The sequence below is a fragment of the Xanthomonas sp. F14 genome (genome assembly GCF_014199865.1).
Genome location: NZ_JACHOM010000002.1, coordinates 571,596 through 598,400, shown reverse-complemented (window position 1 = coordinate 598,400; position 26,805 = coordinate 571,596). Strand labels below are relative to the sequence as shown.

The following is a 26,805-nucleotide window of genomic DNA, read 5'->3' as shown; positions in this document are numbered from 1 at the left end:
GAATTGTTGCCCGAATGGGACGCCAGCGCCAACGTGGCTGCTAAAATCGCCGCCTTTACAGCCGAGCCCTCCCCGCCCGTGACCAGCCCAACGCCTTCCAATCCCTCGCCCATGACCTACCGTGAGGCAGGTGTCGACATCGATGCCGGCAATGCATTGGTCGAACGCATCAAGCCGCTGGTCAAGCGCAGCTTCCGGCCGGAGGTGATGGGCGGCCTGGGCGGTTTTGGCGCCTTGTTCGACCTGTCCGGCAAGTACCGGGAGCCGGTGCTGGTGTCCGGCACCGACGGCGTCGGTACCAAGCTCAAGCTGGCGCAGCAGCTGGGCCGGCACGACACCATCGGCATCGACCTGGTCGGCATGTGCGTCAACGACGTGCTGGTGCAGGGCGCCGAGCCGTTGTTCTTCCTGGATTATTTCGCCACCGGCAAGCTGGACGTGGACACCGCCGCGGCGGTGGTCGGCGGCATCGCGCGCGGCTGCGAGCTGTCCGGCTGCGCCCTGATCGGCGGCGAAACCGCCGAGATGCCCGACATGTATCCGCCGGGCGAGTACGACCTGGCCGGCTTCACCGTCGGCGCGGTGGAAAAATCGCAGCTGCTGGACGGCGCGCAGGTGCGCGCAGGCGATGTGTTGATCGGCATCGCCTCGTCCGGCCCGCATTCCAATGGCTACTCGCTGATCCGCAAGATCTACGAACGTGCCGGCTCACCGGCCGAGCTGGTGCTGGACGACGGCGTCAAGCTGATCGATGCGCTGATGGCGCCGACCGCGCTGTACGTCAAGCCGATCCTGGCGCTGCTCAAGTCGCAGGGCGACAGCATCCACGCCATGGCGCACATCACCGGCGGCGGGCTGACCGAAAACATCATTCGGGTAATCCCCGACGGCCTGGGCCTGGACATCGACGCCAAGGCCTGGACGCTGCCGCCGGTGTTCGCCTGGCTGCAGCGCGAAGGCGCGGTGGCCGATGCCGAAATGTGGCGCACCTTCAACTGCGGCATCGGCTTCGTGCTGATCGCCGCCCCCGAGCAGGCTGCCGCGCTGGAACAGGCGCTGGATGCGCAGTCGCTGGCGCACTGGCGCATCGGCCAGGTGGTCCCGGCACAGGGCGACGAGCGCGTGCGGATCGGTTGATCGAGGAGAGCTGCATGGACGCTTCCCCACGCGCACTGCCGGCATCGGCCAGCGCTGACGATCTCCAGCACCTGAAACTGCTGTCGGTCTTTCACTATGTGCTGGCCGCCATCACTGCGCTGTTTTCGCTTTTCCCGTTGATCCATCTGTTCATGGGCATTGCAATCATCACCGGGCACCTGCCCATGACACATGCCAATGCGGACGCACCATCGATGGATCCGCGATTGTTCGGCTGGTTCTTCGTGGTGTTCGCGGCTGTGTTCATTGGCTGCGGCCTGGCGCTGGCGGCGTTCATGGCCTACGCGGGCCGCTGCATCGCCCAGCGCAGACGGCATCTGCTGTGCCTGATCGTGGCCGGCATTTCCTGCTCCTTCATGCCGTTCGGTACCGTCGTCGGCGTGTTTACGCTGGTGGTGCTGCTGCGCCCGCAGGTCAAGGCCTTGTTCGCGCCGACCGCCACCGCCGCGTGACGCGCACTGCCCCATGACTTCAGCGAATCCAGCCCCATGAGCCTGCGTCTGGCCGTCCTGGCCTCCGGCCGTGGCAGCAACCTGCAGGCCATCCTCGATGCCATCGGCAGCGGCCGGCTGCCGGCCGAGGTCGTCGGCGTGTTTTCCGACCGCCCGCAGGCGCCGGCACTGCACAAGGTTGATGAGGCATTGCGCTGGAGCGCCAGCCCGCGCGACTTCGCCGACCGCGCGGCCTTCGACGCTGCGCTGGGCGATGCAATCGCCGCCGCGCAGCCGGACTGGGTGATCTGCGCCGGCTACATGCGCATCCTCGGCGAGCCGCTGGTGCGTCGCTTTGCCGGGCGCATGCTCAACATCCACCCCTCGCTGCTGCCCAAATACCGCGGCCTGCATACCCATGCCCGCGCACTGGAAGCCGGCGATACCGAACATGGCGCCAGCGTGCACCTGGTGGTGCCGGAGCTGGATGCCGGCACGGTGATCGCGCAGGCGCACGTGCCGGTGCTGCCCGACGACAGCGCCGAGCAGCTGGCCGCGCGCGTGCTGGCGCGCGAACACCCGCTGCTGCTGGCCACGCTGGACCTGCTCGCCAGTGGGCGCGTGGAGGTGCGTGGCGATGGCGTCCATATCGACGGTCAGTGCCTGTTTACGCCACTGCGACTAGAGTCCGCTGACACCGCCTTCGCCTGAATGCGGATACGCCCTCCTCATCCTGTCTCGGACATCCTGGCGGCCCCGTGCCTCCCTCCCAGCGCATGAAACTCCTCCCGATCGCGACCGCGCTGTTGACCACCGCCCTGCTCGCCCCGGCCGGTGCCGGCCGTGCGCAACAGGCGCCTGCCGTGCCTGCGCCAGCGGCTCCTGCTCCAGCTGCAGCGGCACCGGCCTCTGCAGCGGCCCTGCCTGCCAGCACCTGGACGCCGCCACCACTGCAACCCTTCGTGGCCACCTACCAGGCGTTCTACCGCGGCAAGGAAGCCGGCGATGCCACCATGCAGGTCAGCAACGGCGAAGGCAGCCAGTGGCGTATCGACATGTCGGTACGCGGCCGCAAGGGCTTTGCCAGCATCCTGGGACTCAATCTGGAACAGAGCACGGTGTTCCGTGTCGATGGCGACACCTATGTACCGTTGAGCCAGAGCACGGTGCGCAAGGCGATGTTCTTCGGCAAGAAGGTCACCGGCGTCTACAACTGGCAGACCGCCAGCGCCCAGTGGGATGGCGATCTGAAGAAGGAGCGCCAGCAGGCGATTCCCCTGCAGCGCGGCGACCAGAGCGCGCTGTCGCTAAACCTGTCGCTGATGCGCGACGCGCAACCCGGACGCAGCCTGAGCTATCGCTACGTCGATGTCGGCCGGGTGCGCAAGTACGACTACAAGGTCGCCGATGCCACCGAAGTGGTACAGGTCGGCGACCTGAGCTACGACGCGTTGCGCGTGTACCGCGTCAACAGCGGCGACAACGAAACCATCCTCTGGATCGCCAACGGCGTTCCTACGCCGGTGCGCATCCTGCAACGTGACAAAGGTGAGGATCAGGTCGATCTACGCCTGGTCGAATATCAAGGAGCCTGACCCATGCATACCGTTTCCCGCACCTGTTCGCTGATCGCCGCTGCTGCACTGGCCGTGGCCAGCCTGCCCGCGTTCGCCATGCAGCCGTTCCAGGCCGATTATTCGGCCAACTACATGGGCATGCAGGCCAACGGCACCATGACCCTGGCCGCCGCCGGCGCCAATCAGTGGCGCTATACGCTCACCATCCAGAACCAGCTGGCCAACCTGACCCAGAGCACGGTGTTCGAAGAGAGCAACGGCCAACTGCGTCCGGTCAGCAGCAACGACACCTCGTCGATGATGGTCAAGCGCCGCAACGTCACCGCCAACTACGACTGGAAAACCAGCCAGGCGACCTGGGGCGGCGACATCAAGCCGGACCGTCGTGGTCCGGTGAAGTTGCAGCCCGGCGACATGGATGCGCTGCTGATCAACCTGGCCATTACCCGCGACCTGGCCGCCGGCAAGCCGCTGAACTACCGCATGGTCGACGAAGGCCGCATCAAGCCGATGAGCTACAAGGTGGTCGGCAAGGAAACCATCACCGTCAACGGCAAGCAGGAACAGGCGACCAAGGTGTCGCGCGTGGACGGCGACAAGGAACTGATCGCGTGGGTGGTCAAGGACCTGCCGGTGCCGGCACGCCTGCTGCAGAAGGAAAAAGGCCAGGACGCGCTGGATCTGACCATCAAGGGCCTGCGCTAAGCGCCAGGCACGTCTGGTAGGAGCGTGCCTGCGCGCGACGGGGCTTTATCGGTAACGTCCCGTCGCGCGCGGGCACGCTCCTACCAGGGCATGGGACTTGCTCTCCCGGCATCCTGCCTCCCACAGCGATGAAGAGCCCGGCTGCGAGCCGGGCTTCTTCCTTCCGATCGGCGTGCGGCGGACGCTGCGCAGCACGCAGAAACGCTCGACTCAGGGCTTGGCCGCCGCCTTGTCGTCGCCGCTGGAGAACACCGTGCGGCAGTCCACGCGGATCTGCTCGCCGGTGCTGCGCCAGTAGAACAGGTCGCAATGGCGCTTGCCTTCGACGGTCTTCTTGACCGCCACTGCATAGAACGACTGCGCGATCTCGTCGCGGCTGGCGGTGCCGTCGTTGTTCCAGTCCATGTCCTTGAACTCGACGCTCTGGGTGATCGCCATGCCCACCGACCAGGCATAGGCCAGCCATGCCAGGATCAGCACGATCACGCCGAGCAGGATCTTGCGCCGGGTAGTGAAGCGCCCGCGCAGGATCATGCGATGCGCCGGATGGTCGCGCCCAGCGCCCCCAGCTTCTCCTCGATGTTTTCGTAGCCACGGTCCAGGTGGTAGATGCGATCGATGGTGGTGTCGCCGTCGGCGACCAGGCCGGCCAGAATCAACGATGCCGACGCGCGCAGGTCGGTCGCCATCACCGGCGCGCCGCTGAGGCGCTCGGTGCCGCGCACGATCGCGGTATGGCCTTCGACCTGGATGTCCGCGCCCAGGCGCAGCAGTTCGTTGACGTGCATGAAGCGGTTTTCGAAGATGGTTTCGTTGATCACCCCCACCCCGTCGGCCACGCAGTTGAGCGCCATGAATTGCGCCTGCATGTCGGTGGGGAACGCCGGATACGGCGCAGTGGTCAGGTTGACCGCACGCGGGCGCTTGCCGTGCATGTCCAGCGTGATGCTGTCGGCAGTGGTGGTGATGCTGGCACCGGCTTCGGTGAGCTTGTCCAGCACCGCGTCCAGGGTGTCCGGACGGGCGCGGCGCACGCTGACGCTGCCGCCGGTCATCGCCGCGGCGACCAGGAAGGTGCCGGTCTCGATGCGATCCGGCAGCACCGCATGGTGTCCGCCGCCCAGGCGCTCCACGCCCTGCACCACGATGCGCGGCGTACCGGCACCTTCGATCTGCGCACCGAGTGCGATCAGGCAGTCGGCCAGGTCGGTGACTTCCGGCTCCATCGCCGCGTTTTCCAGCACGGTGGTGCCTTCGGCCAGCACGGCGGCCATCAGCACGTTCTCGGTACCGGTGACGCTGACCATGTCGAACACGTAGCGGCCGCCCTTCAGGCGCCCGTTGCTGGTGGCCTTGATGTAGCCGTTCTCCACGCTGATCTCCGCACCCAGCGCCTGCAGGCCCTTGATGTGCTGATCGACCGGGCGTGAGCCGATCGCGCAGCCGCCGGGCAGCGACACCTCGGCGGTGCCGTAGCGCGCCAGCAGCGGGCCGAGCACCAGGATCGAAGCGCGCATGGTCTTGACCAGTTCATAGGGCGCGACCTGGTGGGTGACCGAGCGCGGGTCGACCAGGATCGAGCGGCCCTTAGCCAGCGTGCCTTCGTCGATGGTGACCTCGGCGCCCAGTTCGCTGAGCAGTTTCACCGTGGTGATCACATCGTGCAGATGCGGCACGTTGCTGATCTCCACCGGCGCATCGGCCAGCAGGGTCGCGCACAGGATCGGCAGCACCGCGTTCTTGGCGCCGGAAATATTGACCTCACCGTGCAGCGCTTGGCCGCCGGTCACTACGATTTTTGCCATGGGAGCTTGGGGAATCCGAAAAGGGATGTCAGGGGAATGAGAAGGGTGGCCAGGAGCCGGCCGGGCCGCTGGCAGTCGGGGCGCAGGCGCAGCCCGACCAGCCAGGACCCGGCTGACGCTCAGCCTTCGTCGGGCGTCAGCGTCTTGAGCTGCAGCGCGTGGATCGCGCCGCCCATCAGTTCGCCCAGGGTCGCGTAGACCATGCGATGACGCGCCAACGGGGCCTTGCCGGCAAATGCGGGGCTGATCACGGTCGCCTCGAAGTGCACGCCGTCGTCGCCGTGCACGTCGACGCGGGCTTCGGGCAAGCCGGATTCGATGAGTTTACGGATGGTTTCGGCGTCCAAAGGGCGTTTCCTCATAAAATGAGCGCACATTCTACTCTTCACCCGAGTCCCGCATGGCCGTCTCGCACCTGCCCTCCGCCACCGTCAGCGACGCCAGCCTGGTCGCCAGCGGCCAGCGCGTGCTGGAGATCGAGCGCGAGGCGCTGGCCAGCGTGGGCGCGCGGATCGGCAGCGACTTCGCCGCGGCCTGCCGGCTGGTACTGGCCTCGCGCGGGCGCGTGGTAGCCACCGGCATGGGCAAGTCCGGGCATATCGCGCGCAAGATCGCCGCCACCCTGGCCTCCACCGGCACGCCGGCGTTCTTCGTGCATCCGGGCGAAGCCGGGCACGGCGACCTGGGCATGATCACCGAGGCCGACATCGTGCTGGCGCTGTCCTACTCCGGCGAATCGGACGAGGTGCGCATGCTGCTGCCGGTACTCAAGCGCCAGGGCAACCCGATCATCGCCATGACCGGGCGCCCGAACTCCTCGCTGGCGCAGGCCGCCGACGTGCACCTGGACGTGAGCGTGTCGGCCGAAGCCTGCCCGCTGCATCTGGCACCCACCTCCAGCACCACCGCCTCGCTGGCGATGGGCGACGCGCTGGCCGTGGCGCTGCTGGACGCGCGCGGTTTCACCGCCGACGATTTTGCGCGCTCGCACCCGGCCGGCAGCCTGGGCCGGCGCCTGCTGCTGCACATCACCGACGTGATGCACAGCGGCGATGACCTGCCGCGCGTGCGCGAGGACGCCAGCCTGAGCGAGGCGCTGATGGAAATGAGCCGCAAGCGGCTGGGCATGACTGCCGTGGTGGACGCGGACGGGAGGCTGATCGGCCTGTTCACCGACGGCGACCTGCGCCGTGCGCTGGACAGCGACATCGACGTGCGCAGCGCCGGCATTGCCCAGGTGATGACGCGCAACCCGCGCACCATCGGCGCCGACCAGCTGGCCGCCGAAGCCGCACGGCTGATGGAGGATTACAAGATCAACGGTTTGATCGTGGTCGACGCGCAGCAGCGCGCGGTGGGCGCATTGAACATTCACGACCTGTTGCGCGCCAAAGTGGTTTAACAGGTTCAGTTTTCTACCGTTGGAACCCCGTTCTCACCGATTCGTGCCGATGCCCTATTCCCCTTTGCAGCACCTGCCCGCCGACATCACCGACCGCGCCGCGCGTATCCGCCTGGCCTGTTTCGACGTCGACGGCACCCTGACCGACGGCCGCTTGTACTACGACCATGCCGGCAACGAGAGCAAGTCGTTCAATGTGCTCGACGGCCAGGGGCTCAAGCAGCTCGACCATGCCGGCATCCATGTCGCGCTGATCACCGCGCGCGCCAGCCTGTCGGCGGAAAAACGCGGCCAGGATCTGGGCCTGCACGTGCAGATCGGGGTCAAGAACAAGCGCCTGGCAGTGCTGGCCCTGTGCCAGGAGCATGGCCTGTCGCTGGACCAGGTGTTGTTCATGGGCGACGACCTGCCGGACCTGCCGGCCCTGCTGGCGGTCGGCCTGCCGGTGGCACCGGCCAACGCGCACCCGTGGATCGCCGAGCGCGTGCAGTGGCATACCCGGGCACGTGGCGGCGAAGGCGCCGCGCGCGAGGTCTGCGATGTGGTGCTGGCCGCGCAGGGCCAGGTCGAGGGCATCATCGAAAGGTTCTCCGCATGAGCTGGAACTGGCGCACCACCCTGGGCGTGGCGCTGTTCGCCGCCGCGGTCATTTCCGGCTGGTCGGCGTGGCAGCAGCGCGCGCGGCCGGTCGCCGCGGCGACAGACGATGCGCGCGCCGACTACGTGCTGCGCGACTTCGAACTGATTGCGCTGGACAAGGAAACCGGCAAGGAATCGATGACGCTGCGCGCGCCGGAGATGCATCGCAACCGCGCCGATCGCACTTCCGAAGTCACCACCCCGGTGTTCCTGCTGCCTGACAACACCAATCAACCGTGGACGCTGCGCTCCAAGACCGGCTGGATCAGCCCCACGGGCGACGAGCTGCGCCTGCGCGGCGATGTCGAGGGCGACAGCCCCACCGGCGGCGCGACCCCGCCGACCACGTTCCGCACCCAGAGCCTGGACGTGTTCCCGAAGCAGAACCTCGCCAAGACCGCGGCCCCGGTGAGTATGAGCCGGCCGGGTATCATGCAGAGCGGGGTCGGCTTCGAGGCCGATCTCAAATCACGCCAGTACAAGCTCCTTTCTCAGGTCAAGACCCGCTATGAACCGAATGCTGCCCGCTAAACTGGCGTTTGCCGCGCTGCTGCTGCCCGCCCTTGCGATGGCCAAGACCAGCGACCGCAATCAGCCGATGGCGATCGATTCCAATGCCAACGATTGCAACATGCTCGACGACAGCGGCAAGTGCCGCTTCAGCGGCAATGTGGTGATCACCCAGGGCACGCTGGAAATCCACGCCGACACCGCCGACATCTTCCAGAAGAACGGCCAGACCGACCGTGTCGTGCTGACCGGCAAGCAGGCCACGCTGAAGCAGCAGATGGACGACGGCGCGATGATGAACGGCCAGGCCGACAACATCGAGTACCAGGTCGCCAACGAAGTCATCGTGCTGACCGGCAATTACAAGGTCGACTCGCCCAAGGGCACCAACGCCGGCCAGCGCATGGTCTACAACACCAAGACCGGCAATATGCAGAGCGGCGGCGACGGCAGCCGCGTGCGCACGATCATCCAGCCCAAGACCGCAGCGCCGGCGGCAGCAGCGCCTGCGGCGGCGCCGGCCGCCAAGCCCGCGGCCAAGCCGCAGGGGAAGAAGTAATGCTGGTCGCCACCGGTCTGCGCAAGAAGTACAAGCAACGCGAAGTGGTCAAGGAATTCGGCCTCACGCTCGAGGCCGGCGAGGTGGTCGGCCTGCTCGGCCCCAACGGTGCCGGCAAGACCACCTGCTTCTACATGATCGTCGGCCTGGTCGAGGCCGATGCCGGGCGTATCGAGCTGGACGGCCGCGACCTCACCGCCGAACCGATGTACGCCCGCGCCAAGCTCGGTGTCGGCTATCTGCCGCAGGAGCCGTCGATCTTCCGCAAGCTCACCGTGGCCGACAACATCCGCCTGGTGCTGGAGCTGCGCGAAGAGCTGGATGGCGCCGGCCGCGAGAAGGAGCTGGTCTCGCTGCTGGAAGAGCTGCAGATCACCCATGTGGCCGACCAGCTCGGCGCCAGCCTGTCCGGCGGCGAGCGGCGGCGCTGCGAGATCGCGCGGGCGCTGGCGGCCAAGCCGCGCATGATGCTGCTCGACGAACCCTTTGCCGGCGTCGATCCGATTTCGGTCGGCGAGATCCAGCGCATCATCATCCACCTCAAGGAACGCGGCATCGGCGTGCTGATCACCGATCACAACGTGCGCGAAACCTTGGGAATCTGCGACCGCGCGTATATTCTCGCCGAGGGGGGCGTGCTGGCGCAGGGGGCACCAGATGCGCTGCTAGCCAATCCCGACGTCCGTCGCGTGTATCTGGGGGAAACTTTCCGCCTTTGAGCGCGTCGCCGCGCCATCGATTCTTCCAGTCAGTGCCCGCATGAAAGCCCGGCTCCAGACATCGCTAGGACAGCAGTTGGTCATGACGCCGCAGTTGCGTCAGGCGATCAAGCTATTGCAGATGTCCACCACCGAGCTGGAACTGGAAATCGCCGAAGCGGTGGAGACCAATCCGCTGCTGGAATGGGCCGACGAGGCCGCGCATGCGGCCAACGAGCTGCCGGTGGACGCGTCGTCGGCCGCCTCCACCGACGACACCCCGCGTGAGGAACCGGCACCGGCCGAGCGCGATGACGACTGGTCACAGGACGAACTGCAGTGGACCGGGTCGGGCAGCGGCGGCAGCTTCGACGACGACGAGTCCGGCGATGCGGCCGAGCGCGTGGCCGAATCAGAAACCCTGGCCGACCACCTGCTGTGGCAGCTGCACCTGTCCCCGCTGTCGCCGCGCGACCGCCAGATCGGCGCGCTGCTGATCGATGCGCTGGACGAGGACGGCTACCTGCGCGAGCCACTGTCGGCGATTCTGGAAACGCTGGCGCTCGGTGCGGCGGTGGACGAGGCCGAAGTGCTCACCGTGCTGCACCAGATCCAGCGCTTCGACCCGGTCGGCGTGGGTGCGCGCACTCTGGGCGAATGCCTGGCACTGCAGCTGGCGGTGCTCGACCCGGCCACTCCGGGGCGCGAGCTGGCGCTGCAGATCGTCGCCGGCCCGCTGGAGCGCCTGCCGCGCAGCGGCGTGGCCGGCCTGGCGCACGAACTCAAGCGCTCCACTGCCGATGTCGAGCAGGCGGTCCAGCTGGTGCGCTCGCTGGACCCGCGCCCGGGCAAGCAGATCGGCGACCTGTCGCAGGACACCTACGTGGTGCCGGACTGCGTGATCTGGCGCCAGCGCGGCGTGTGGCGGGCCTCGCTGGCCGGCCGCGCCCAGCCCAAGGTCACCATCCACCGCGGCTACGAGAACCTGATCCGCAGTTGCGGCGAGTCCGACGCCGGCTACCTGCGCGGCCAGCTGCAGGAGGCGCGCTGGCTGCTCAAGAGCCTGGAGGCGCGCGGCGAGACCCTGCTGCGGGTGGTGCGCTGCCTGCTGCAGCACCAGGCCGGGTTCCTGGAATTCGGCGCGCAGGCCTTGCGCCCGCTGACCCTGCGCGAGATCGCCGGCGAGCTCGGCCTGCACGAATCCACCATTTCCCGCGCGATCGCGCGCAAATACGTGCGCACCCCGCGCGGCACCATCGCGTTGCGCTCGTTCTTTGCCTCCGGCATCGACACCGATAGCGGCGGCGAGGCCTCCAGCACCGCCATCCAGGCCATGATCCGGCGCCTGATCGAGGCGGAAAACCCGCGCAAACCGCTGTCCGACGCCAAGTTGGCCGATCTGCTGAAAACCTCCGGCGTACCAGTGGCGCGGCGCACCGTTGCGAAGTATCGTGAGGCCATGAACATTTCCGCCTCCCACGAACGCGTGCGTATCGCCTGACGTTGCACCCACCGCAACGCCGGCCTGCGCCGGGTGAGTCGGATCACCGGAAAGGTTCATTGGCCCACCGACCAATGGAGGTATCCGATGCGTATCGAGACGTATGGCCACCAGCTTGAAGTGACCCCCGCGCTGCGGGAGTACGTGGCAAGCAAGCTGCAGCGACTGCAGCGCCATTTCGACCAGCACTGTGAAGTCCGAACCCAGCTGGCCGTTCGCAAGCCAGACCATCACGTGGTCGCCACCGTCAACCTCCCCGGTCGCACCCTGCACGCGGATGCCAGCGGCTCCAGCATGTATGCGGCCATCGACCTGCTGGTCGACAAGCTCGACCGCCTGGTGCTCAAGCACAAGGAAAAGAAATGTAACCACCATGCACGCGAGGTGCGCGACAATCCCGCATGACGCTTCCCGCTTGATGCCCTCATGCCTTTAACCGATCTGATGGCGGCCGTGCGCACCGTGGTGTCGCCGGCCGCCGATCGCGACACCGTCCTGCATGCCGCCGCCGACCTGCTGTCCTGCCGCCAGGCCGGTGCCGACGAGCTCTACGCCAACCTATGCGAGCGCGAGGCCCTGGGCAGTACCGCCATCGGCCACGGCATCGCCATCCCGCACGGGCGCTGCCCCAATCTCACCGAACCGCGTGGCGCCTTGCTGCGACTGGACACCCCGGTGGCCTTCGGCGGCGACGAGCCGGTGGACCTGATCTTTGCGATGGCGGTGCCTGCGCACTACACCCACCAGCATCTGATGCTGCTGTCGGAACTGGCCGAGCGGTTCTCCGATGCGGACTTCCGTCAGCAGTTGCGCGCCGCCCCCAATGCCGACGCCTTGATGGCGCTGCTCACTGACGCACCGCCAGCACAGGCCAGCGCCGCATGAATACCAGCATCACCGCACGCGAACTGTTCGACCAGCAACGCGACAAGCTGGCGCTGCGCTGGGTGGCCGGGCAAAAAGGCGAGCACCGCGAGATCGAGGCCGGCAGCAACAACGCACGCCGCCCGTCGCTGGCCGGCTATCTCAACGTGATCTATCCCAACAAGGTGCAGATCCTGGGCACCGAAGAGCTGGCCTGGCTGGATTCGCTGGATGCGCGGCAACGCTGGGAAACCATCGAGAAGATCATCCAGGTGCAGCCGCTGGCGCTGGCGATCAGCAAGAACCAGTCCTGCCCGGAAGACCTGCGCGCGGCCGCCGACGAATCCAACACGCCGCTGTGGATCTCGCCCAAGCGCGGCCACGAGTTGCTCAATCACCTCTCCTACCACCTGGCGCGCACGCTGGCGCCGCGGGTCACGCTGCATGGCGTGTTCATGGAGATCTATTCGATCGGCGTGCTGATCACCGGCGAGGCCGGTTCGGGCAAGAGCGAGCTGGCGCTGGAACTACTCAGCCGCGGTCACCGGCTGGTGGCCGACGACGCGCCCGAGTTCACCCAGATCGCCCCCGACGTACTCGACGGCACCTGCCCGGAACTGCTGCAGGACCTGCTGGAAGTGCGCGGCCTGGGCGTGTTGAACGTGCGCGACATGTTCGGCGACACCGCGGTGAAGAAGAACAAGTACCTGCGCCTGATCGTGCACCTGACCCGCCCGATGACCGAGCCCACCCCGTCCGGCTATGAACGCCTGACCGGCGATTCCGGCAGCCGGCACGTGCTGGATCTGGACGTGCCGCTGATCACCCTGCCGGTGATGCCCGGCCGCAACCTGGCGGTGCTGACCGAAGCCGCCACGCGCCTGCATATCCTGCGCACCAAGGGCATCGACCCGGCGGCGATGTTCATCGCCCGCCACAGCAACCTGCTGGAGCGACGCACGCCATGAGTATTGCGCCCTCCACGTTGATGATCGTGAGCGGGCTGTCCGGCTCGGGCAAATCGGTAGCGTTGAAGACCTTCGAGGATCTGGACTACTACTGTTCGGACAACCTGCCGGTGGAGCTGCTGCCGGATTTCGTGCGCAGCCGCCTGCGCGGCAACCCGCTCGGCGACCAGCGCCTGGCGGTGGGCATCGATGTGCGCAGCCGCAGCGACCTGACCCAGCTGGCGCAATGGCGCCAGGCCGCGCAGGAATATGGCATCGAGGCGCGGCTGCTGTTTTTCGAGGCCGGCGACGAGGCGCTGATCAAGCGCTACGCCGATACCCGCCGCCGCCACCCGCTCAGCCATCTCGGCCTGGCCTTGCCGGAAGCGATCACCCGCGAGCGGCAGTTGACCGAACCGCTGCGCACGCAGGCCGATGCCATCATCGACACCAGCGCGCTCAACGTGCACCAGCTGCGTCGCCGCGTGGTCACCGAATTCGCGCTCGGCAGCAGCGACCGGCTGTCGCTGCTGTTCGAATCGTTCGCCTACAAACGCGGCGTGCCGGCCGAGGCCGACTTCGTGTTCGATGCGCGCGTCCTGCCCAATCCGCATTGGGACCCGGAACTGCGCCCGCTGACCGGCCGCGATGCCGGCGTGCGCGAGTATCTGGACAAGGAACCGGACGTGGTGCGCTACAGCGCGCAGATCGTGGACCTACTCGATACCTGGCTGCCACGGCTGCGCAACGACACCCGCAGCTACGTGACCATCGCCTTCGGCTGCACCGGCGGCAAGCACCGCTCGGTGTATCTGGCCGAACGCATGGCGCGGCATGCGCGCGAGCAGGGCTGGCCGGAGGTGGCGACGTTTCATCGTGAGCAGGATTGAGGGCGGGGAATCGGGATTCGGGATTCGGGAATCGTCAAAGCGGTGTCATGCGGTTTGGAATGTGCGAACGGTCGATGACAGCTGTGCTTTGAAGCTTGGCCTTGCGGGTTGGCCTCGGCATCGGGTCCCTGCCCCGCGCTTGCTGTCGAGGCTTTGATCTTGGTGGCTCATTTGGAGCTGCAGGCCGCCTTTGTCACTGCTGCTTCCTTAGTTTTGCTGCGGGCGCAGATTGTTCGGACTGGCGCAGGCATTGGGTCTGCGGGAAACTTTTGATCGGTGCATTCGTCTGCGCGTTCTGATCGGGGACTGCCTGGCAAGCGCGCGCTGCAGCGTTCGCTTGTGATGCGGTTCGCATTGGCAGACTGCGGACGTCGCGATCATCGCCATGCGGGCAGCGGCGCGCTTGCTGCATGCGCTGCACGCGACACGCTGCAGCGGTCCTAAACGGCTATTCATTTCGCAACACATCGGTGTCGGCAAACGCTATCGCGCGGTCATGCCGACCTGTTAACGTTTCGGCATGGCCTGTGGCATTCTCCTCATTACTCATCCCGGCATCGGCGCGGCGTTGTTGAACGTGGCGACGGGGCTGTTGCGGCAGTTGCCGCTGAAGACCGAAGCGTTCGATGTGCCGCTCGATGCAGACCTGGACGCCTTGCTGCCCCAGGCCTCGTCGGCGATGCGACGGGTCGACAGCGGCGACGGCGTGCTGGTCATGACCGACCTGTACGGCGCCAGCCCCAGCAATCTCGCCAGCCGGTTGGCAAAGCTCGGCACGCCGGTTCGCCGGGTGTCCGCGCTCAGCCTGCCGATGCTGCTGCGGGTGATGAACTACCCCGAACAAGGATTGCAGGAGCTGCCCGCCACCGCGGCGGCAGGCACCCGCAACGGAGCGATCATCGACGATGCTTGAACGCGAACTCATAGTTTCCAACCGACTCGGACTGCATGCGCGGGCAACCGCCAAGCTGGTGCAGACGCTGTCGTCCTATCGCAGCAACGCCACCCTGGCGGCCAAGGGCCGCGAGGTGAATGCCAAGAGCATCATGGGCGTGATGCTGCTGGCCGCCGGCCAGGGCACCAGCGTGGTGGTGCGGCTGGATGGCGAGGACGAAGCGCAAGCGCTGCAGGCGCTGGTGGACCTGTTCGAGCGTCGTTTCGACGAGGACAGCTGAGCATGCGCCGCGTCGGTGCGGGGCTGACCGACAGGGCGCGTCCGCGCCAGGGCCGCACATGAGCCTGCGTTTGCGTGGACATGCCGCCTCGCGCGGCAACGCACTCGGACGCGCGCGCGTGCGCCAGAGCCACACGCTGGAAGTGGCCGAGCAACGCGTGCCCGCCAGCCAGGTGGAAACCCAGCTGCAGCGTCTGCACGTGGCGATCGAGGCAGCACGCACCGAGATGCAGCAGCTGCGCGACCGCCTGCATGGCGCGCTTGCGCGCGAGGTCGGCGAGTTCCTCGAACTGCATGCGCTGCTGCTCGACGACCCGGAGCTGCTGCAAGGCCTGGACGAGTTGATCCGCACCCACCGCTACAGCGCCGACTACGCCTTGCGCGTGCAGCGCGACCGGTTGGCGGCGGTGTTCGACGGCATGGAGGACGCCTACCTCAAGAGCCGCATGGACGACCTGGATCACGTCATCGGCCGCATCCATGCGTTCTTGCACAAGCGCGCGCCCGACCTCAAGGGCGTGGCCGGCGAGATCCTGGTCTGCGACAACGTGGCGCCGTCGGAGCTGGCGCAGCTGCAGGCGCAAGGGGTGGTCGGCATCGTCACCACCGCCGGCAGCGCGCTGTCGCACAGCGCGATCCTGGCGCGTAGCCTGCACCTGCCGCTGGTGGTGGGGGTGAGCGATGCGGTCCAGCGGATCGACGATGGCGACGTGTTGATCGTCGATGCCGGCTCCGGCCAGGTGATCGTCGATCCCAAGCCCGAGCATCTGCGCGACTACCGCGAGCGCCTGCGCGCGCTGGCCAAGGAACAGCGCGAACTCGGACGGCTGCGCTCCAAACCCACGCGCACACGCGACAACGTCGATATCACGCTGCTGGCCAATGCCGAATCGCTGGAGGACGTGGCCAGGGCGCACGCGCTCGGCGCCAGCGGCCTTGGCCTGTATCGCACCGAATTCCTGTTCCTGCAGCGCAGCGAGTTGCCGGACGAAGAAGAACAGTTCCACACCTATCGCGACACCGTGCTGGGCATGAGCGGGCGACCGGTCACCATCCGCACCCTGGATCTGGGCGCCGACAAGGCCGACCGCACCGGCCTGACCTTGAGCGATGAGGACAACCCGGCGCTGGGCTTGCGCGGGGTGCGGTTGTCGCTGGCCCGCCCTGCGGTGGCGCAGGCGCAGTTGCGCGCGATCCTGCGCGCCTCTGGCTACGGGCCGGTGCGCATCCTGGTGCCGATGGTCAGCGGCCGCGAGGAAGTCCAGCTGCTGCGCCGGCAGATCAAGAAGCTGGCCGCGCAATTGCGCGAACAAGGCCACGAGATCGCCGAGCACATCCCGCTGGGCGCGATGATCGAAGTGCCGGCTGCGGCCCTGGCGCTGGACTGCTTTATCGACGACATCGATTTCCTGTCGATCGGTACCAACGATCTGGTGCAGTACCTGCTCGCGGTGGATCGCAACAACGAGGCATTGGGCGAGCTGTATTCGCCGTTGCATCCTGCGGTGCTGCGCCTGATCGCGCAGGTGATCGCCACCGGGCGCGCGTACGCCAAGCCGGTGGCGGTGTGCGGCGAGATCGCGGGCGACCCGCGCTTCGTGCCGATGTTGCTGGCGCTGGGGCTCACCGAGTTCAGCCTGCATCCGGCCACGCTGCTGGAAGTGCGCCGTGCGGTGCGCGACATCCACCTCGGCGAGTTGCGCGTGCAGGGCGACAAGCTGCTGCGCGCGCGCGACCGCAAGGGCATCGAGAAGTGGCTGACTACCGTCGCGCAGGGCCTGGCGCGCTGAGCGATCGCGTCGTCGCGCAGGCGATGTTCTAACGCGTTGCGAGCGACACTGTATGTTTCGTCACCGTGCGCAAGCGATAATGCCGTGCTGACTCAGCAGCGCGTCTTCCATCGGGACGTGTCCACTCTTCCAGGGAGCCGCGCATGGCCGAAGCCGTCCGCCACGACAAGACCGCGCGCCAGCTGCGATTGCTGTCCGATGCGCTCGATAGCGGACGCCTGGGCCCGGTACGCCGGCTGGTCAATACGCTGGCGCCGGCGGAGATCGGCAACCTGCTGGAGTCGCTGCCGCCCGGCAAGCGCGAAGTGGTGTGGGGGCTGGTCGACCCGGAAGACGACGGCGAAGTGCTGCTGCATGTCGGCGATGAAGTGCGCGAAAGCCTGCTGGCCGACATGGACACCGACGAGATCGTCGCCGCGGTCGAAGACCTCGACATCGACGATCTGGCCAATCTGGTCGAAGACCTGCCCGACACCGTCATCGACGAAGTGCTCAAGTCGATGGACCGCGAGAACCGCGAGCGGCTCGAACAGGTGCTGTCGTACCCGGAGGACACTGCCGGCCGCCTGATGAATCCGGACGTGGTGACGGTGCGCGCCGACGTCAATGTCGATGTGGTGCTGCGCTATCTGCGCCTGCGCGGCGAGCTGCCCGACCACACCGATCACCTGTATGTGGTGAGCCGGCGCCATCAGTACCTGGGCCGCGTGTCGCTGGCCGCGCTGGTCACTCATGAGGACAGCACGCCGGTCAATCGCCTGATCGACGACGAACAACCGGCGATCGATGTCGGCGATGGCTCCGACGAGGTCGCACGGCGCTTCTCGGACCACGACTGGATCTCCGCGCCGGTGGTGGACGACAACAACATCCTGCTCGGCCGCATCACCATCGACGACGTGGTCGACATCATCCGCGAACAGGCCGAACACCAGGCCATGAGCGCGGCCGGTCTGGACGAGGACGAGGACATGTTCAGCCCGGCGCGGCGCGCCTTCCGCCGCCGCCTGATCTGGCTGGGCATCAACCTGTGCACCGCGTTCATTGCGTCCAGTGTGGTCAGCCGCTTCGAAGGCACGATCGAGAAGCTGGTGGCGCTGGCGGCGTTGATGCCGATCGTGGCCGGCATGGGCGGCAACGCCGGCACCCAGGTGCTGGCCCTGATGGTGCGCGGCCTGGCGCTGGGCCAGATCGGCTCTTCCAACGTGATGACCCTGCTCAAGAAGGAGCTCACCGTCGCGCTGATCAACGGCCTGGTGCTGGGCGTGGGCCTGGGCCTGATCGTGCTGGCCTGGTTCCAGCAGCCGATGCTGTCGCTGGTGATCGGCACCGCGCTGACCTTGAACATGCTCACCGCCGCATTCGGCGGGGTGCTGGTCCCGGTGACGCTGAAACGCCTGGGCTTCGATCCGGCATTGGCCGGCGGCGTGATCCTGACCACGCTGACCGACGTGATGGGGTTCCTGAGCTTCCTCGGCCTGGCGACGCTGATCCTGCTGCCGTAGTCGCCGTGTCGGGCCATGACGATCAACGTTGCACCGAGCACACCGCAGCGACAATCAGATGAATATTCGACAGAAATCGCCGCAGCGCGACATGCCAGCACAGCTGCATGCGGCGATACTGCGGGTATGTCATCGGTCTGGGGGTGTGCGTGATCCGTCGTTGTCTTGTTCTTGCGATTCTTGCGCTGCTGCTGGCCGGCTGTTCCAGCATGGCTGAGCGCCACCACGACGGGCGCCGCGGCCATTTCGTCACCCGCACGCTGCAGCTGGAAGGACGGCTCTACCGCTATCAGGTGTTTGTGCCGACCTCCAAGGCGCCGCAACCGCGCCCCATCGTGCTGTTCCTGCATGGCTCGGGCGAACGCGGCGACAACGGGCGCGATCAGGCCGAAGTGGGCGTCGGGCCTTACCTGAGCGAACACACCGCCGAGTTCCCGGCGCTGGTGGTGCTGCCGCAGGTGCCCGACGACGAGGAGTGGCTGGGCATCAATGCACGCATGGCGATCGCGGCGCTGGATGCGGCCAGCGCCGAATTCGGTGCCGACCCGCAGCGCACCTATCTCACCGGCATCTCGATGGGCGGCTATGGCGCCTGGGAAATCGGCCTGATGCAGCCGCAGCGCTTTGCCGCGATCGTGCCGATCTGCGGTGCGCTCAAGGCGCCACGCGATGAGCGTCGCACGCTCTACGTCAGCCTGGTGGCCAAGGAAGCCGACCCGTACACCGCTGCGGTCACCCAGCTCAAACACGTGCCGATCTGGATGTTCCATGGCGCCAAGGACGACTCGGTGCCACCGCACGACGACCGTGCGCTGTACCGCGCCGCCAAGGGCATCGGCGCCAACGTGCGCTACAGCGAATATCCGGACGGCAACCACAACGCCTGGGACGCGACCTACGCAGACCCGGCGATGTGGGAGTGGATGTTCAAGCAACGCCTGCGCTGAGCGGGCGGCGCATCGCGCCGATGCGGTCTGCGCCCGCTCAGTGGTGATAGCCGGTATCGGCGGTGATCTTGCCGCGGAACACGCGGTACGACCACACCGTATAGCCCAGGATCAGCGGCAGCAGCACCACCAAACCGATCAGTGCGAACAGCTGCGACGACGGCGGCGCGGCGGCCTGCCAGATGGTGTAGACCGGCGGCACCAGATACGGCCACATGCCCAGCACCAGGCCGAGGAAACCGAGCACGAACAGGCCCATCGCCAGCAGGAACGGCGGCGTATCCGGCCGCCCCGCTTCGGTGCAACGCCAGAGCGCGAAGCCGACGATGGCGACCAGCACCGGCACCGGCATCAGCCACAGGTAATGCGCACCGCTGAACCAGCGGTCCATCACATGCGATTGCAGCGACGGCAACCACGCACTGACCAGGCCGATGAAGATCAGCACGCTGATGGTCAGCGGCCGGCTCAACTGCCGCGCGAGCTGCTGCACATGACCTTCGGTCTTGAGGATCAGCCAAGTGCTGCCGAGCAGCGCGTAGCCGAACACCAGCGCCGCGCCAGTCAGCATCGCGAACGGACTGAACCAACCCCAGATGCCGCCGACATAGCGGTCGTCTTCGATCGGCAGGCCCTGCACCAGCGCGCCCAGGATCACGCCCTGCGCAAACGTGGCCAGGATCGAGCCGGCAGCGAAGGCATTGCTCCACAGCCGCCGCGAGCGGTGCGCCTTGAAGCGGAACTCGAACGCCACGCCGCGGAACACCAGCGCCATCACCATCAACAGCACCGGCAGATACAACGCCGACAGGATCACCGCATACGCCTTGGGAAACGCCGCCAGCAGCCCTGCCCCGCCCAACACCAGCCAGGTCTCGTTGCCGTCCCAGATCGGCGCGGCGGTATTCATCATCAGATCCAGCTGCGCTTCGTCCTTGCGGAACGGCGCCAGGATGCCGATGCCGAGCACGAAGCCGTCCAGCACCACGTACATCAGCACCCCGAAGCCGATCACCGCGAACCACGCCACCGGCAATACGCTGGTCATGTCCATCATGCGGCTCCGTCGATCGGTTCGTCGGCCGCCGACAGCGGCCGCGCCGGGGTGTGTTCGCCGTGGTCCAGCTGCGGCGCGTCATGTGGGGTCGGGCCGATCTTGCCGATCTTGACCAGGTACCAGATGCCCCAGCCGAACACGAACGCATAGCCGACCACGTACACCGCCAGCGAGATTGCGGTCATCAGCGTCGATTGCGGGCCCACGGCATCGGCAGTGCGCAACAGGCCATAGACCACATACGGCTGCCGCCCCATCTCGGTGACGAACCAGCCCGACACCAGCGCGATGAAGCCGCTCGGCAACATCCAGCGCCAGGTCGCCAGCAGCCAGCGCCACTGCAGCAACTTGCCGCGCCACCAGGCGAACGCCGAGACCCAGGCCACCAGCAGCATCAACGAGCCCAGCCCGACCATGATGCGGAAGGCGAAGAACACCGGCAGCACCGGCGGGCGATCGGCCGCCGGCACCGAGGTCAGCGGCGCAATGCTGCCTTCCGCACTGTGGGTCAGGATCAGGCTGCCCAGGCGCGGGATCGCCACCTCGTAATCGTTGCGCTCGGCCTGCGCATTGGGCAGGGCGAACAGCACCAGCGGAAACCCCTTGCCCTGGCCTTCGTCATGCCAGTGCGCTTCCATCGCCGCGATCTTCATCGGCTGGTGCTTGAGCGTGTTCAAGCCATGCATGTCGCCAACGAAGATCTGCAGCGGCACGGTGATCGCCGCGAAGGCCACCGCCAGCTTGAGCATGCGCAGCCCGGCCTCGCGATGCACGCCGCGATGCAGATACCACGCCCCCACCGCACCGACCACGAAGCAGGTGGTGATGAACGAGCCCAGCGCCATATGCGCAAGCCGGTACGGGAACGAGGGGTTGAAGATGATCTTCAGCCACGCCACCGGATGCACGATGCCGTTGACCACCTCATAGCCGGCCGGGGTCTGCAGCCAGCTGTTGGACGACAGGATCCAGAACGTGGAAAACAGCGTGCCCAGCGCCACCATGCAGGTCGCCAGGAAATGCAGGCGCTCGGAGATGCGCCCCCAGCCGAACATCATCACGCCCAGGAAGCTGGCTTCGAGGAAGAACGCGGTCAGCACTTCGTAGCTCAACAACGGGCCGATCACGCTGCCGGCGATCCGGCTCAGCTCCGGCCAGTTGGCCCCGAACTGGAAGGCCATCACGATGCCGCTGACCACGCCCATGCCGAACGACACCGCGAAGATCTTCTGCCAGAAGAAATACAGCTCGCGCCACACCGGCAACCGGGTGCGCAGCCAGCGCCACTCGAGAAATGCCAGCAGGCTGGACAGCCCGATGGTGAACGCGGGAAACAGCACGTGGAATGCGATGACGAATCCGAACTGGATCCGCGATAACAGCAAGGCATCCATGGAGAATCCTCCAGGAAAAAGATGGGGCAGCATCAGCGCACAGGCTGCAGGTCGATTGCCGAACACCAGTGCCGGTCGATCGCGACCTCTGCGCTACGGGATCATGATAAGGACGGTCGTGTTCGTTCCCGATGCGACACGGCGTCGCATCTGCGGCAAATTGCCGCGCTTGTGCAGCCAGCAGCGGCCCACAACATGCCGCGAGTGGCCGTCAGGTGGGTGCGGACGGCGCGCCCGGAACCGCAGCGCAGGCGTGGCTCATGCCGATTCGTAGTACCGGCCGCGCCTGCCTGACGTTGTAGCCTTGTTGGCCCTCTCGGCGATGCTACACCCGGTGTGCACTGCAGCGCGCATTCCTTGCACGCAGACGCGTTGCGCACAGGCCGGTCACCGCGATGCACCCGGCTCTCGCAGATGCACACCGGCACGCGCTGGAAGGTCACCGCGCTGCCCCACCTCATCCGCACGCAGGGCACCGGGAAACGCTACGGCCGCACCCGCTCCCAGACCCGCAGGAAATTGCCGCTGTACACATCGACGATGCGTTGCGTGGGCCAGCCGGCATCCATCATCGCCTGCGTGAGCCTGGGCAGATCCGCACCGCTGCGCAGACCGGTCGGCAGGCTGGAAATGCCCCCATCGAAATCGCTGCCGAAACTCAGGTGCTTCCACGGATCCTCGACGATCCCCATGGCGGCGATCTGTCGGGCGAAGGCTTCGTAGTAGCCGACGACAAAGGCGAGATCGGCATCCATGTTCGGCTTGCCGTCGGCCAGATAGGCATGTTGCAGAAAGTACGGCGCCAGGATGACGCTGATGCAGCCACCGGTCTGGACGATGGCGCGGATCGCCGCGTCGTCGAGCCCGCGGTCGAGATGACGCGAAGGCCGCGTTTCGGCACCACGGGTGACACTGCGCGAGGCGGCATGCGAGGCGAAGGCCGGCACGTTGCGACGGACGCAGATGGCGCAGGCATCGAGGACGCCCTGGCTGGAGGTGTGCGAAAGATCCACCAGCAGTCCGGCATCGATACAGCGCTCCACGACCTTGCGGCCGAATTCCGACAGCCCCGCCCCTTCGATCCCGCGCCACGGATTGAGCGGCGCATAGCCGGCCTGGGAGATGTCGGTATGGCTGAAATGGTTGAGCGTCACATAGGCGGCGCCGGCCCTGGCAGCGATGTCCAGGCGCTCCAGCCGCAGCGCCTGGCTGCGGACTCCGCGTGGGCCGAGCATATGCGCGCCCTCCAGCGACAGGATGGCGCAGCAAAGACCTTCGGCCCGAACCGCGCGCAGCTCGGCGGCGCTGCGTGCCAGCCGCATCCGACCCTTGCTCGCGACCACCATCTCCTCGACATAGCGCTGATGCTCCACCCAGTTGTTCCAGGGGTCGAGAAACGGCGCGCCGAAGAGGTTCTCCCACAACGCGTGGGCGCTGAAGCAGGCAGCGCCGTAGCCGCCGGCCAGAAAGTCCGGGCCGCTGACGTGGTACATCAGCGGTTGGTTGCGACCTCTTGGCGAGGTCTTGGACATCAGCCAGAGGATCAGCGAGCGCCGCTGCGCTTTCCAGTCGCCCTTCCAGTAATCGAAGCCACCCAGGCGCGACAGATACAGCGAGTCCAGATGCGTATCGACCGGATAGGCCAGCGCATGCACCGCCTCCAGGGTGCGGGCGGCAGGCAAGGCAGCAGAACTCTTGGACGAAACGGCATGCATGCACGAACCCCGGCGATGATTGCTGAAACAATCAAGGAATGAAGCGATGCATTTTCATCGTCGCGCGCTGGCGCGCCGATGATTCCAGCCAACCAATGCAACGAACAGAATCGGCCGAATGACAGTAGCCGAGCTGGATCGGCAGATCCAGCTACTCGCCTGTCTAATGGAGAAGGAAACCGCAAGACTGCTTGCGTGTTCTCGCTTCGACGGTGTGCAACAGCGCACTGCCGCCGTGGTTGCGTTGCTGGACGATCACGCACTCAGCCGCGTTGACCTACACGTTCATGTCCGCGCACGCACGCGTCGCGCCACTTCGCTGACCACGGCGATGAAGACAGTCAGACCGACCATCGACAGGAACTGCGCGCGGGTGTCCGCCGAAGACGCCAGCAGCACGAAGATCACCGCCAGGATCGCCAGGGCCAGCAGGGTCAGAAACGGATAACCCCGCATGCGGAACGGCAACGCGATGCCGGCGCGGTCAGCGCGTGCACGCAGGATCAGCTGCGACAGCAGCGAGATCGTCCACACCAGCAGGCAGGTGGCGCCGACGATGTTGAGCAGCATCGGCAACACCTTGTTGGGGTACAGCAGTTCCAGCGCGGCTGCGGCAAACCCGAACAGCACGCTGGCGATCACCGCCACCAGCGGCACCTGCTCGCCGCTGGTCCTGCCAAGCAGCCGCGGCGCTTCGCCGCGCTGGGCCAGCGAGAAGATCATCCGCGAGGCGCCGTACAGATTGGCATTGAGCGCCGACAGCAAGGCCACCACGGCGACCAGGGTGATGGCAGTGGCCGCGCCTGGAATGCGCGCCACCTCCAGCACGGCGGCAAACGGCGAGCTGAGCGCCGCGCTGGTCCACGGCACCACTGCCACGATCACGCTGATCGAGCCGATGTAGAACACCAGGATGCGCCAGGCCACGGTGCGAATCGTGCGTGCCAGGCTGCGGCCCGGGTCGGCGGTTTCCGCCGCGGCCACTGCGACGATTTCGGTGCCGCCGAAGGCGAACACCACCACCAGCAATGCCGAGCCGATGCCGGCCAGCCCCTTGGGCGCGAATCCGCCGTTCTGGGTGAAGTTGGACAGCCCCGGCGACACCACGCCGGGCAGCCAGCCGGCCAGCAAGGCCACACCGATCAGCAGGAACACCACGATCGCAACGACCTTGAGGATGGCGAACCAGAATTCGAACTCGCCGAAATTGCGCACGCCGAGCAGATTGATCGCAGTGAAGGTGGCCATGAACACCACCGCCAGCAACGGCACCGACAATGCCGGCCATATCGAGGCGAGCAGGCCCGCCGCGCCGACCGCTTCGGCGGCGATCACCACCACGATCTGCAGCCACCACAACCAGCCCACCGTCGCACCAGCGGTCGGCCCCATCGCGTCGGCTGCGTATACCGAAAACGCACCGCTGGCCGGCTTGGACGCGGCCATTTCGCCCAGCGCGTTCATCACGATGATCACCAGCGCTCCGGCGATCAGGTACGACACCAGCACTGCCGGCCCCGCCGCGTGGATCCCCACGCCCGAGCCCAGAAACAGCCCGGCGCCGATCGCCGTGCCCAGGCCCATCATCATCAATTGCCGCGGTTTCAGCGCGTGGCGCAAGGTGGGCGCGGCGGACGGAGCGTGCTCAGCAACGGGATCGGTTGGAAGCGGCATGGACGGGCTTGCATGGATGGGATCGCGACACGATACCGCGTCGCGGGGCCTGCCGCGCCTCTTGACGCCGGCGCCGGAGCGAGGTCGATCAACCTTGGGGGGCGCTTGCCTGTATCCACCGCCAGGGATCACTGCCACGTGCAACCACCGGTGGCCGCCGTGCCTTGCCGCGAACCGGCCAGGCGCGAACCAGCTGCACCCCACAGACAAGAATCCCCGGCCAGGCCGGGGATCCATGTGACCGCACCCTGTTGCCGCTTACTCGGCCAGGTTGGTGCCCGCACCGGCGGTGGCGATCACCTTGGCCTTGACCTGTGCGGCCGGGGTGATGCTGTAGGTGTAGCCCAGCGGTTCCGGGAACACCTTGGTGGTGATCCAGTTGGTGGCGTTGGCGTACGGCTTGCTGCCATCCGGGGTGCCCCAGGTGATGCCGCTGCCGACGTAGTTGTTGATCAGGTCCCAGTAGCCGATCTCGCTGCTGTCGCGCGAGGTCACCGGGTTTTTGATGTTCTCGAAGTAGTTGGACTCGATCTTGGCCACCCCGCCCATGCGCACGTTGATGCCCGAGGTGGTGACGTTGTTGAAGTAGTTGTTGTAGATGTGGCTCAGCCCACGCCGTTGCAACGGCACACGCGATTCGACGTTCTCGAAGCGGTTGTGGTGATAGGTGGTGCGCGCGGCCGAATTCTTGGTGTCGCTGTCGCTGTATCCGTTGAGTGCGACCTTCTGGTAGTTGTAGACGTGGTTGTAGGACACGGTGACGTGATGGACGCCCTTCTTCATGTCGATGCCGCCATCGAAAGATGCATCGCCGGCGCCCGAGCACTTGGTCAAGGAGGCGAACACGGTGTTGTGGTCGACCCAGATCTTGGACGGCGAGCCGCTGGAATTGCCTTCCAGCGAGATCGAGTCGGCATCTTCACCGCCCTGCAGCAGGCCGATGGTCATGTTCTGGATGATGACGTTGCTGGAGTTGCCCACCACCCAAAGCCCGAAGTTGGCCGACGAGCCGTTGGCCCCCTTGATGGTGATGTTGCTCTTGTTCTTGATCTGCACGGTCTTGGCCGGCAACTTCCACTGCGCGCAGACGTCCTTGATGCTGCTGAAGTCGAACTTGCCGGTGTAGTTGAGCACCAACCCGCCGCTGCCGGAATAACTGTCGATCGCAGCCTGCATCGCCTCGAAGGTGGTCACGGTGACCGGTGTCTTGTTGCCGCCGCCGGTGGTGCCGGCACCGTACCCGACCGGGCCGGCGATGGCGCCCGCAGCGCAGGCGGACAGGGCAAGCGCAACTGCGCCCTGAAATGTCTTGATGATCATGCAGCCTCTCCCAAAGTGTGGAAAAGCGATGCGTGCTGCCTGCGCCGGGGCGACGACAACAGCAAAGCGGTGCGTGGGGGCCGCATTCTTCGCGCGATTTAACACATAAAACAATTATCCATCACTGAAACTTTGACGCACCACGGTGTTCTCCGTGCAGGACATGCAAAAGAGACAGCACGAGACACCCGGGACAGGACACCGTTGTGGCGTGCGCAGTGTTTTTGTGCTTATGCAGATGTGTTTTTCATGCATGCAAACGCAGGCCGATGCCGGTTCGCTCACGCGCGCTTTCGACCGCAGTTGCTGGTGGCAAATGCGTTTCTAAGCATCGAAGTGCAACACGCAATGCTGCGCGGTGGTCACTGCACACGAACGTGTGTTGTGAGCGTCATTGGTGCGTAGCAGCAGCGCCATCGCAGGCACATGCGGTTTGCGAGGCTTGTGTGGTTTACACGGCATTTGATGCCGCGTTGCAGAAGACGATGCGTGATTGCGCTTTTGGCGCAATCGCGACAATGGGCGAGCACTGGCGCGACGACC

Annotated in this window: 28 protein-coding genes and 1 other RNA gene; 20 read left to right on the top strand and 9 right to left on the bottom strand. The window is 66.4% G+C overall.

From position 1 onward, the window contains the following. Window positions 1-3: 3 nt before the first annotated feature. The 5 genes from purM to GGR73_RS10980 all read left to right on the top strand — a co-directional run bounded on the left by purM (window position 4) and on the right by GGR73_RS10980 (window position 3,871). On the top strand, window positions 4-1,137 hold the full coding sequence (purM, locus tag GGR73_RS11000; protein WP_179465435.1) for a phosphoribosylformylglycinamidine cyclo-ligase: 1,134 nt from the start codon (window positions 4-6) through the stop codon (window positions 1,135-1,137). A gap of 14 nt (window positions 1,138-1,151) precedes the next feature. Beyond that, window positions 1,152-1,610: a hypothetical protein gene (locus GGR73_RS10995; protein WP_184456891.1), complete on the top strand. Its 459-nt coding sequence runs from the start codon at window positions 1,152-1,154 to the stop codon at window positions 1,608-1,610. A gap of 36 nt (window positions 1,611-1,646) precedes the next feature. Further along, window positions 1,647-2,300, top strand: a complete 654-nt coding sequence (purN, locus tag GGR73_RS10990; RefSeq protein WP_104553048.1) for a phosphoribosylglycinamide formyltransferase — start codon at window positions 1,647-1,649, stop codon at window positions 2,298-2,300. Between the two features lie 65 nt (window positions 2,301-2,365). After that, window positions 2,366-3,184, top strand: coding sequence for a DUF3108 domain-containing protein (locus GGR73_RS10985; RefSeq protein ID WP_184456889.1), 819 nt, complete (start codon window positions 2,366-2,368; stop codon window positions 3,182-3,184). Window positions 3,185-3,187: 3 nt separating this feature from the next. Continuing rightward, window positions 3,188-3,871, top strand: coding sequence for a DUF3108 domain-containing protein (locus tag GGR73_RS10980; RefSeq protein ID WP_016904621.1), 684 nt, complete (start codon window positions 3,188-3,190; stop codon window positions 3,869-3,871). 210 nt (window positions 3,872-4,081) lie between these two features. On the opposite strand, the gene GGR73_RS10975 is transcribed toward GGR73_RS10980, so the two are convergent. From GGR73_RS10975 to GGR73_RS10965, 3 genes are all read right to left on the bottom strand, one after another. Beyond that, a complete protein-coding gene (locus GGR73_RS10975; protein WP_184456887.1) occupies window positions 4,082-4,405 on the bottom strand; it encodes an EF-hand domain-containing protein in 324 nt (107 codons plus the stop codon). Next, the gene (murA, locus tag GGR73_RS10970) at window positions 4,402-5,676 is read right to left on the bottom strand and encodes a UDP-N-acetylglucosamine 1-carboxyvinyltransferase (protein ID WP_039515184.1); all 1,275 of its coding nucleotides are present in this window, start codon (window positions 5,674-5,676) and stop codon (window positions 4,402-4,404) included. Before murA ends, GGR73_RS10975 begins: the two co-directional genes overlap by 4 nt. A gap of 119 nt (window positions 5,677-5,795) precedes the next feature. Beyond that, window positions 5,796-6,023, bottom strand: coding sequence for a BolA family protein (locus GGR73_RS10965; RefSeq protein ID WP_016905061.1), 228 nt, complete (start codon window positions 6,021-6,023; stop codon window positions 5,796-5,798). 53 nt (window positions 6,024-6,076) lie between these two features. On the opposite strand from GGR73_RS10965, the gene GGR73_RS10960 reads away from it, so the two are divergent. The 15 genes from GGR73_RS10960 to GGR73_RS10890 all read left to right on the top strand — a co-directional run bounded on the left by GGR73_RS10960 (window position 6,077) and on the right by GGR73_RS10890 (window position 19,102). Continuing rightward, a complete protein-coding gene (locus GGR73_RS10960; protein ID WP_024938742.1) occupies window positions 6,077-7,078 on the top strand; it encodes a KpsF/GutQ family sugar-phosphate isomerase in 1,002 nt (333 codons plus the stop codon). Between the two features lie 49 nt (window positions 7,079-7,127). After that, window positions 7,128-7,676 (top strand): KdsC family phosphatase, encoded by a 549-nt coding sequence (locus GGR73_RS10955; protein WP_024938741.1) that lies wholly within the window; start codon window positions 7,128-7,130, stop codon window positions 7,674-7,676. After that, the gene (lptC, locus tag GGR73_RS10950; RefSeq protein ID WP_039526175.1) at window positions 7,673-8,248 is read left to right on the top strand and encodes an LPS export ABC transporter periplasmic protein LptC; all 576 of its coding nucleotides are present in this window, start codon (window positions 7,673-7,675) and stop codon (window positions 8,246-8,248) included. The genes GGR73_RS10955 and lptC overlap by 4 nt, the downstream gene beginning before the upstream one ends. After that, window positions 8,226-8,786: a lipopolysaccharide transport periplasmic protein LptA gene (lptA, locus tag GGR73_RS10945; RefSeq protein WP_184456885.1), complete on the top strand. Its 561-nt coding sequence runs from the start codon at window positions 8,226-8,228 to the stop codon at window positions 8,784-8,786. Before lptC ends, lptA begins: the two co-directional genes overlap by 23 nt. Next, a complete protein-coding gene (gene lptB, locus GGR73_RS10940) occupies window positions 8,786-9,505 on the top strand; it encodes an LPS export ABC transporter ATP-binding protein (RefSeq protein WP_016904606.1) in 720 nt (239 codons plus the stop codon). Before lptA ends, lptB begins: the two co-directional genes overlap by 1 nt. Before the next feature lie 40 nt (window positions 9,506-9,545). After that, window positions 9,546-10,985, top strand: a complete 1,440-nt coding sequence (locus tag GGR73_RS10935) for an RNA polymerase factor sigma-54 (protein WP_039519777.1) — start codon at window positions 9,546-9,548, stop codon at window positions 10,983-10,985. An 87-nt stretch (window positions 10,986-11,072) separates the two neighbouring features. Then, the gene (gene hpf, locus GGR73_RS10930; protein ID WP_016904608.1) at window positions 11,073-11,390 is read left to right on the top strand and encodes a ribosome hibernation-promoting factor, HPF/YfiA family; all 318 of its coding nucleotides are present in this window, start codon (window positions 11,073-11,075) and stop codon (window positions 11,388-11,390) included. A 21-nt stretch (window positions 11,391-11,411) separates the two neighbouring features. Beyond that, window positions 11,412-11,870 (top strand): PTS sugar transporter subunit IIA, encoded by a 459-nt coding sequence (locus GGR73_RS10925; protein WP_026064839.1) that lies wholly within the window; start codon window positions 11,412-11,414, stop codon window positions 11,868-11,870. After that, window positions 11,867-12,817: an HPr(Ser) kinase/phosphatase gene (hprK, locus tag GGR73_RS10920; protein ID WP_016904610.1), complete on the top strand. Its 951-nt coding sequence runs from the start codon at window positions 11,867-11,869 to the stop codon at window positions 12,815-12,817. Before GGR73_RS10925 ends, hprK begins: the two co-directional genes overlap by 4 nt. Continuing rightward, window positions 12,814-13,686, top strand: coding sequence for an RNase adapter RapZ (gene rapZ, locus GGR73_RS10915; RefSeq protein WP_166767267.1), 873 nt, complete (start codon window positions 12,814-12,816; stop codon window positions 13,684-13,686). Before hprK ends, rapZ begins: the two co-directional genes overlap by 4 nt. Window positions 13,687-14,206: 520 nt before the next feature. After that, the gene (locus tag GGR73_RS10910; protein WP_016904612.1) at window positions 14,207-14,599 is read left to right on the top strand and encodes a PTS sugar transporter subunit IIA; all 393 of its coding nucleotides are present in this window, start codon (window positions 14,207-14,209) and stop codon (window positions 14,597-14,599) included. Continuing rightward, entirely contained in the window at window positions 14,592-14,861 is a 270-nt protein-coding gene (locus tag GGR73_RS10905) for an HPr family phosphocarrier protein (protein WP_016904613.1), read from the top strand. The genes GGR73_RS10910 and GGR73_RS10905 overlap by 8 nt, the downstream gene beginning before the upstream one ends. A gap of 58 nt (window positions 14,862-14,919) precedes the next feature. Then, window positions 14,920-16,650 (top strand): phosphoenolpyruvate--protein phosphotransferase, encoded by a 1,731-nt coding sequence (ptsP, locus tag GGR73_RS10900; protein WP_024938735.1) that lies wholly within the window; start codon window positions 14,920-14,922, stop codon window positions 16,648-16,650. A 143-nt stretch (window positions 16,651-16,793) separates the two neighbouring features. Next, window positions 16,794-18,155 carry a magnesium transporter gene (gene mgtE / locus GGR73_RS10895; RefSeq protein ID WP_024938734.1) on the top strand — a complete coding sequence of 454 codons (1,362 nt, stop codon included), beginning with the start codon at window positions 16,794-16,796 and terminating at the stop codon, window positions 18,153-18,155. Between the two features lie 107 nt (window positions 18,156-18,262). Beyond that, the gene (locus GGR73_RS10890) at window positions 18,263-19,102 is read left to right on the top strand and encodes a carboxylesterase family protein (RefSeq protein ID WP_184456883.1); all 840 of its coding nucleotides are present in this window, start codon (window positions 18,263-18,265) and stop codon (window positions 19,100-19,102) included. 37 nt (window positions 19,103-19,139) lie between these two features. Here GGR73_RS10890 and cydB read toward each other — a convergent pair whose 3' ends face one another. The 6 genes from cydB to GGR73_RS10860 all read right to left on the bottom strand — a co-directional run bounded on the left by cydB (window position 19,140) and on the right by GGR73_RS10860 (window position 26,262). Continuing rightward, complete coding sequence (gene cydB, locus GGR73_RS10885) at window positions 19,140-20,156, bottom strand: cytochrome d ubiquinol oxidase subunit II (protein WP_184456881.1); 1,017 nt, start codon at window positions 20,154-20,156, stop codon at window positions 19,140-19,142. Beyond that, window positions 20,156-21,553 carry a cytochrome ubiquinol oxidase subunit I gene (locus GGR73_RS10880; RefSeq protein ID WP_024938732.1) on the bottom strand — a complete coding sequence of 466 codons (1,398 nt, stop codon included), beginning with the start codon at window positions 21,551-21,553 and terminating at the stop codon, window positions 20,156-20,158. The genes cydB and GGR73_RS10880 overlap by 1 nt, the downstream gene beginning before the upstream one ends. Window positions 21,554-21,738: 185 nt before the next feature. Beyond that, a non-coding RNA gene (locus GGR73_RS10875) (sX9 sRNA) lies at window positions 21,739-21,815 on the bottom strand. Between the two features lie 223 nt (window positions 21,816-22,038). Then, window positions 22,039-23,268, bottom strand: coding sequence for a dipeptidase (locus tag GGR73_RS10870; protein ID WP_184456879.1), 1,230 nt, complete (start codon window positions 23,266-23,268; stop codon window positions 22,039-22,041). Between the two features lie 285 nt (window positions 23,269-23,553). Continuing rightward, the gene (locus GGR73_RS10865; RefSeq protein ID WP_184456877.1) at window positions 23,554-24,942 is read right to left on the bottom strand and encodes an amino acid permease; all 1,389 of its coding nucleotides are present in this window, start codon (window positions 24,940-24,942) and stop codon (window positions 23,554-23,556) included. Between the two features lie 258 nt (window positions 24,943-25,200). Then, window positions 25,201-26,262, bottom strand: coding sequence for a pectate lyase family protein (locus GGR73_RS10860; protein ID WP_046343682.1), 1,062 nt, complete (start codon window positions 26,260-26,262; stop codon window positions 25,201-25,203). Window positions 26,263-26,805 lie beyond the last annotated feature (543 nt).

Coding starts and splice junctions, on each gene's coding strand:
- GGR73_RS10955 (WP_024938741.1), top strand. CDS start 7,128: ATGCCCTATTCCCCTTTGCAGCACCTGCCCGCCGACATCACCGACCGC.
- GGR73_RS10935 (WP_039519777.1), top strand. CDS start 9,546: ATGAAAGCCCGGCTCCAGACATCGCTAGGACAGCAGTTGGTCATGACG.
- ptsP (WP_024938735.1), top strand. CDS start 14,920: ATGAGCCTGCGTTTGCGTGGACATGCCGCCTCGCGCGGCAACGCACTC.
- GGR73_RS10980 (WP_016904621.1), top strand. CDS start 3,188: ATGCATACCGTTTCCCGCACCTGTTCGCTGATCGCCGCTGCTGCACTG.
- mgtE (WP_024938734.1), top strand. CDS start 16,794: ATGGCCGAAGCCGTCCGCCACGACAAGACCGCGCGCCAGCTGCGATTG.
- lptA (WP_184456885.1), top strand. CDS start 8,226: ATGAACCGAATGCTGCCCGCTAAACTGGCGTTTGCCGCGCTGCTGCTG.
- lptC (WP_039526175.1), top strand. CDS start 7,673: ATGAGCTGGAACTGGCGCACCACCCTGGGCGTGGCGCTGTTCGCCGCC.
- GGR73_RS10925 (WP_026064839.1), top strand. CDS start 11,412: ATGCCTTTAACCGATCTGATGGCGGCCGTGCGCACCGTGGTGTCGCCG.
- GGR73_RS10865 (WP_184456877.1), bottom strand. CDS start 24,942: ATGCCGCTTCCAACCGATCCCGTTGCTGAGCACGCTCCGTCCGCCGCG.
- hpf (WP_016904608.1), top strand. CDS start 11,073: ATGCGTATCGAGACGTATGGCCACCAGCTTGAAGTGACCCCCGCGCTG.
- GGR73_RS10890 (WP_184456883.1), top strand. CDS start 18,263: ATGCGGCGATACTGCGGGTATGTCATCGGTCTGGGGGTGTGCGTGATC.
- GGR73_RS10860 (WP_046343682.1), bottom strand. CDS start 26,262: ATGATCATCAAGACATTTCAGGGCGCAGTTGCGCTTGCCCTGTCCGCC.
- GGR73_RS10870 (WP_184456879.1), bottom strand. CDS start 23,268: ATGCATGCCGTTTCGTCCAAGAGTTCTGCTGCCTTGCCTGCCGCCCGC.
- GGR73_RS10995 (WP_184456891.1), top strand. CDS start 1,152: ATGGACGCTTCCCCACGCGCACTGCCGGCATCGGCCAGCGCTGACGAT.
- GGR73_RS10880 (WP_024938732.1), bottom strand. CDS start 21,553: ATGGATGCCTTGCTGTTATCGCGGATCCAGTTCGGATTCGTCATCGCA.
- purN (WP_104553048.1), top strand. CDS start 1,647: ATGAGCCTGCGTCTGGCCGTCCTGGCCTCCGGCCGTGGCAGCAACCTG.
- hprK (WP_016904610.1), top strand. CDS start 11,867: ATGAATACCAGCATCACCGCACGCGAACTGTTCGACCAGCAACGCGAC.
- lptB (WP_016904606.1), top strand. CDS start 8,786: ATGCTGGTCGCCACCGGTCTGCGCAAGAAGTACAAGCAACGCGAAGTG.
- murA (WP_039515184.1), bottom strand. CDS start 5,676: ATGGCAAAAATCGTAGTGACCGGCGGCCAAGCGCTGCACGGTGAGGTC.
- GGR73_RS10975 (WP_184456887.1), bottom strand. CDS start 4,405: ATGATCCTGCGCGGGCGCTTCACTACCCGGCGCAAGATCCTGCTCGGC.
- GGR73_RS10960 (WP_024938742.1), top strand. CDS start 6,077: ATGGCCGTCTCGCACCTGCCCTCCGCCACCGTCAGCGACGCCAGCCTG.
- GGR73_RS10985 (WP_184456889.1), top strand. CDS start 2,366: ATGAAACTCCTCCCGATCGCGACCGCGCTGTTGACCACCGCCCTGCTC.
- GGR73_RS10905 (WP_016904613.1), top strand. CDS start 14,592: ATGCTTGAACGCGAACTCATAGTTTCCAACCGACTCGGACTGCATGCG.
- GGR73_RS10910 (WP_016904612.1), top strand. CDS start 14,207: ATGGCCTGTGGCATTCTCCTCATTACTCATCCCGGCATCGGCGCGGCG.
- rapZ (WP_166767267.1), top strand. CDS start 12,814: ATGAGTATTGCGCCCTCCACGTTGATGATCGTGAGCGGGCTGTCCGGC.
- cydB (WP_184456881.1), bottom strand. CDS start 20,156: ATGGACATGACCAGCGTATTGCCGGTGGCGTGGTTCGCGGTGATCGGC.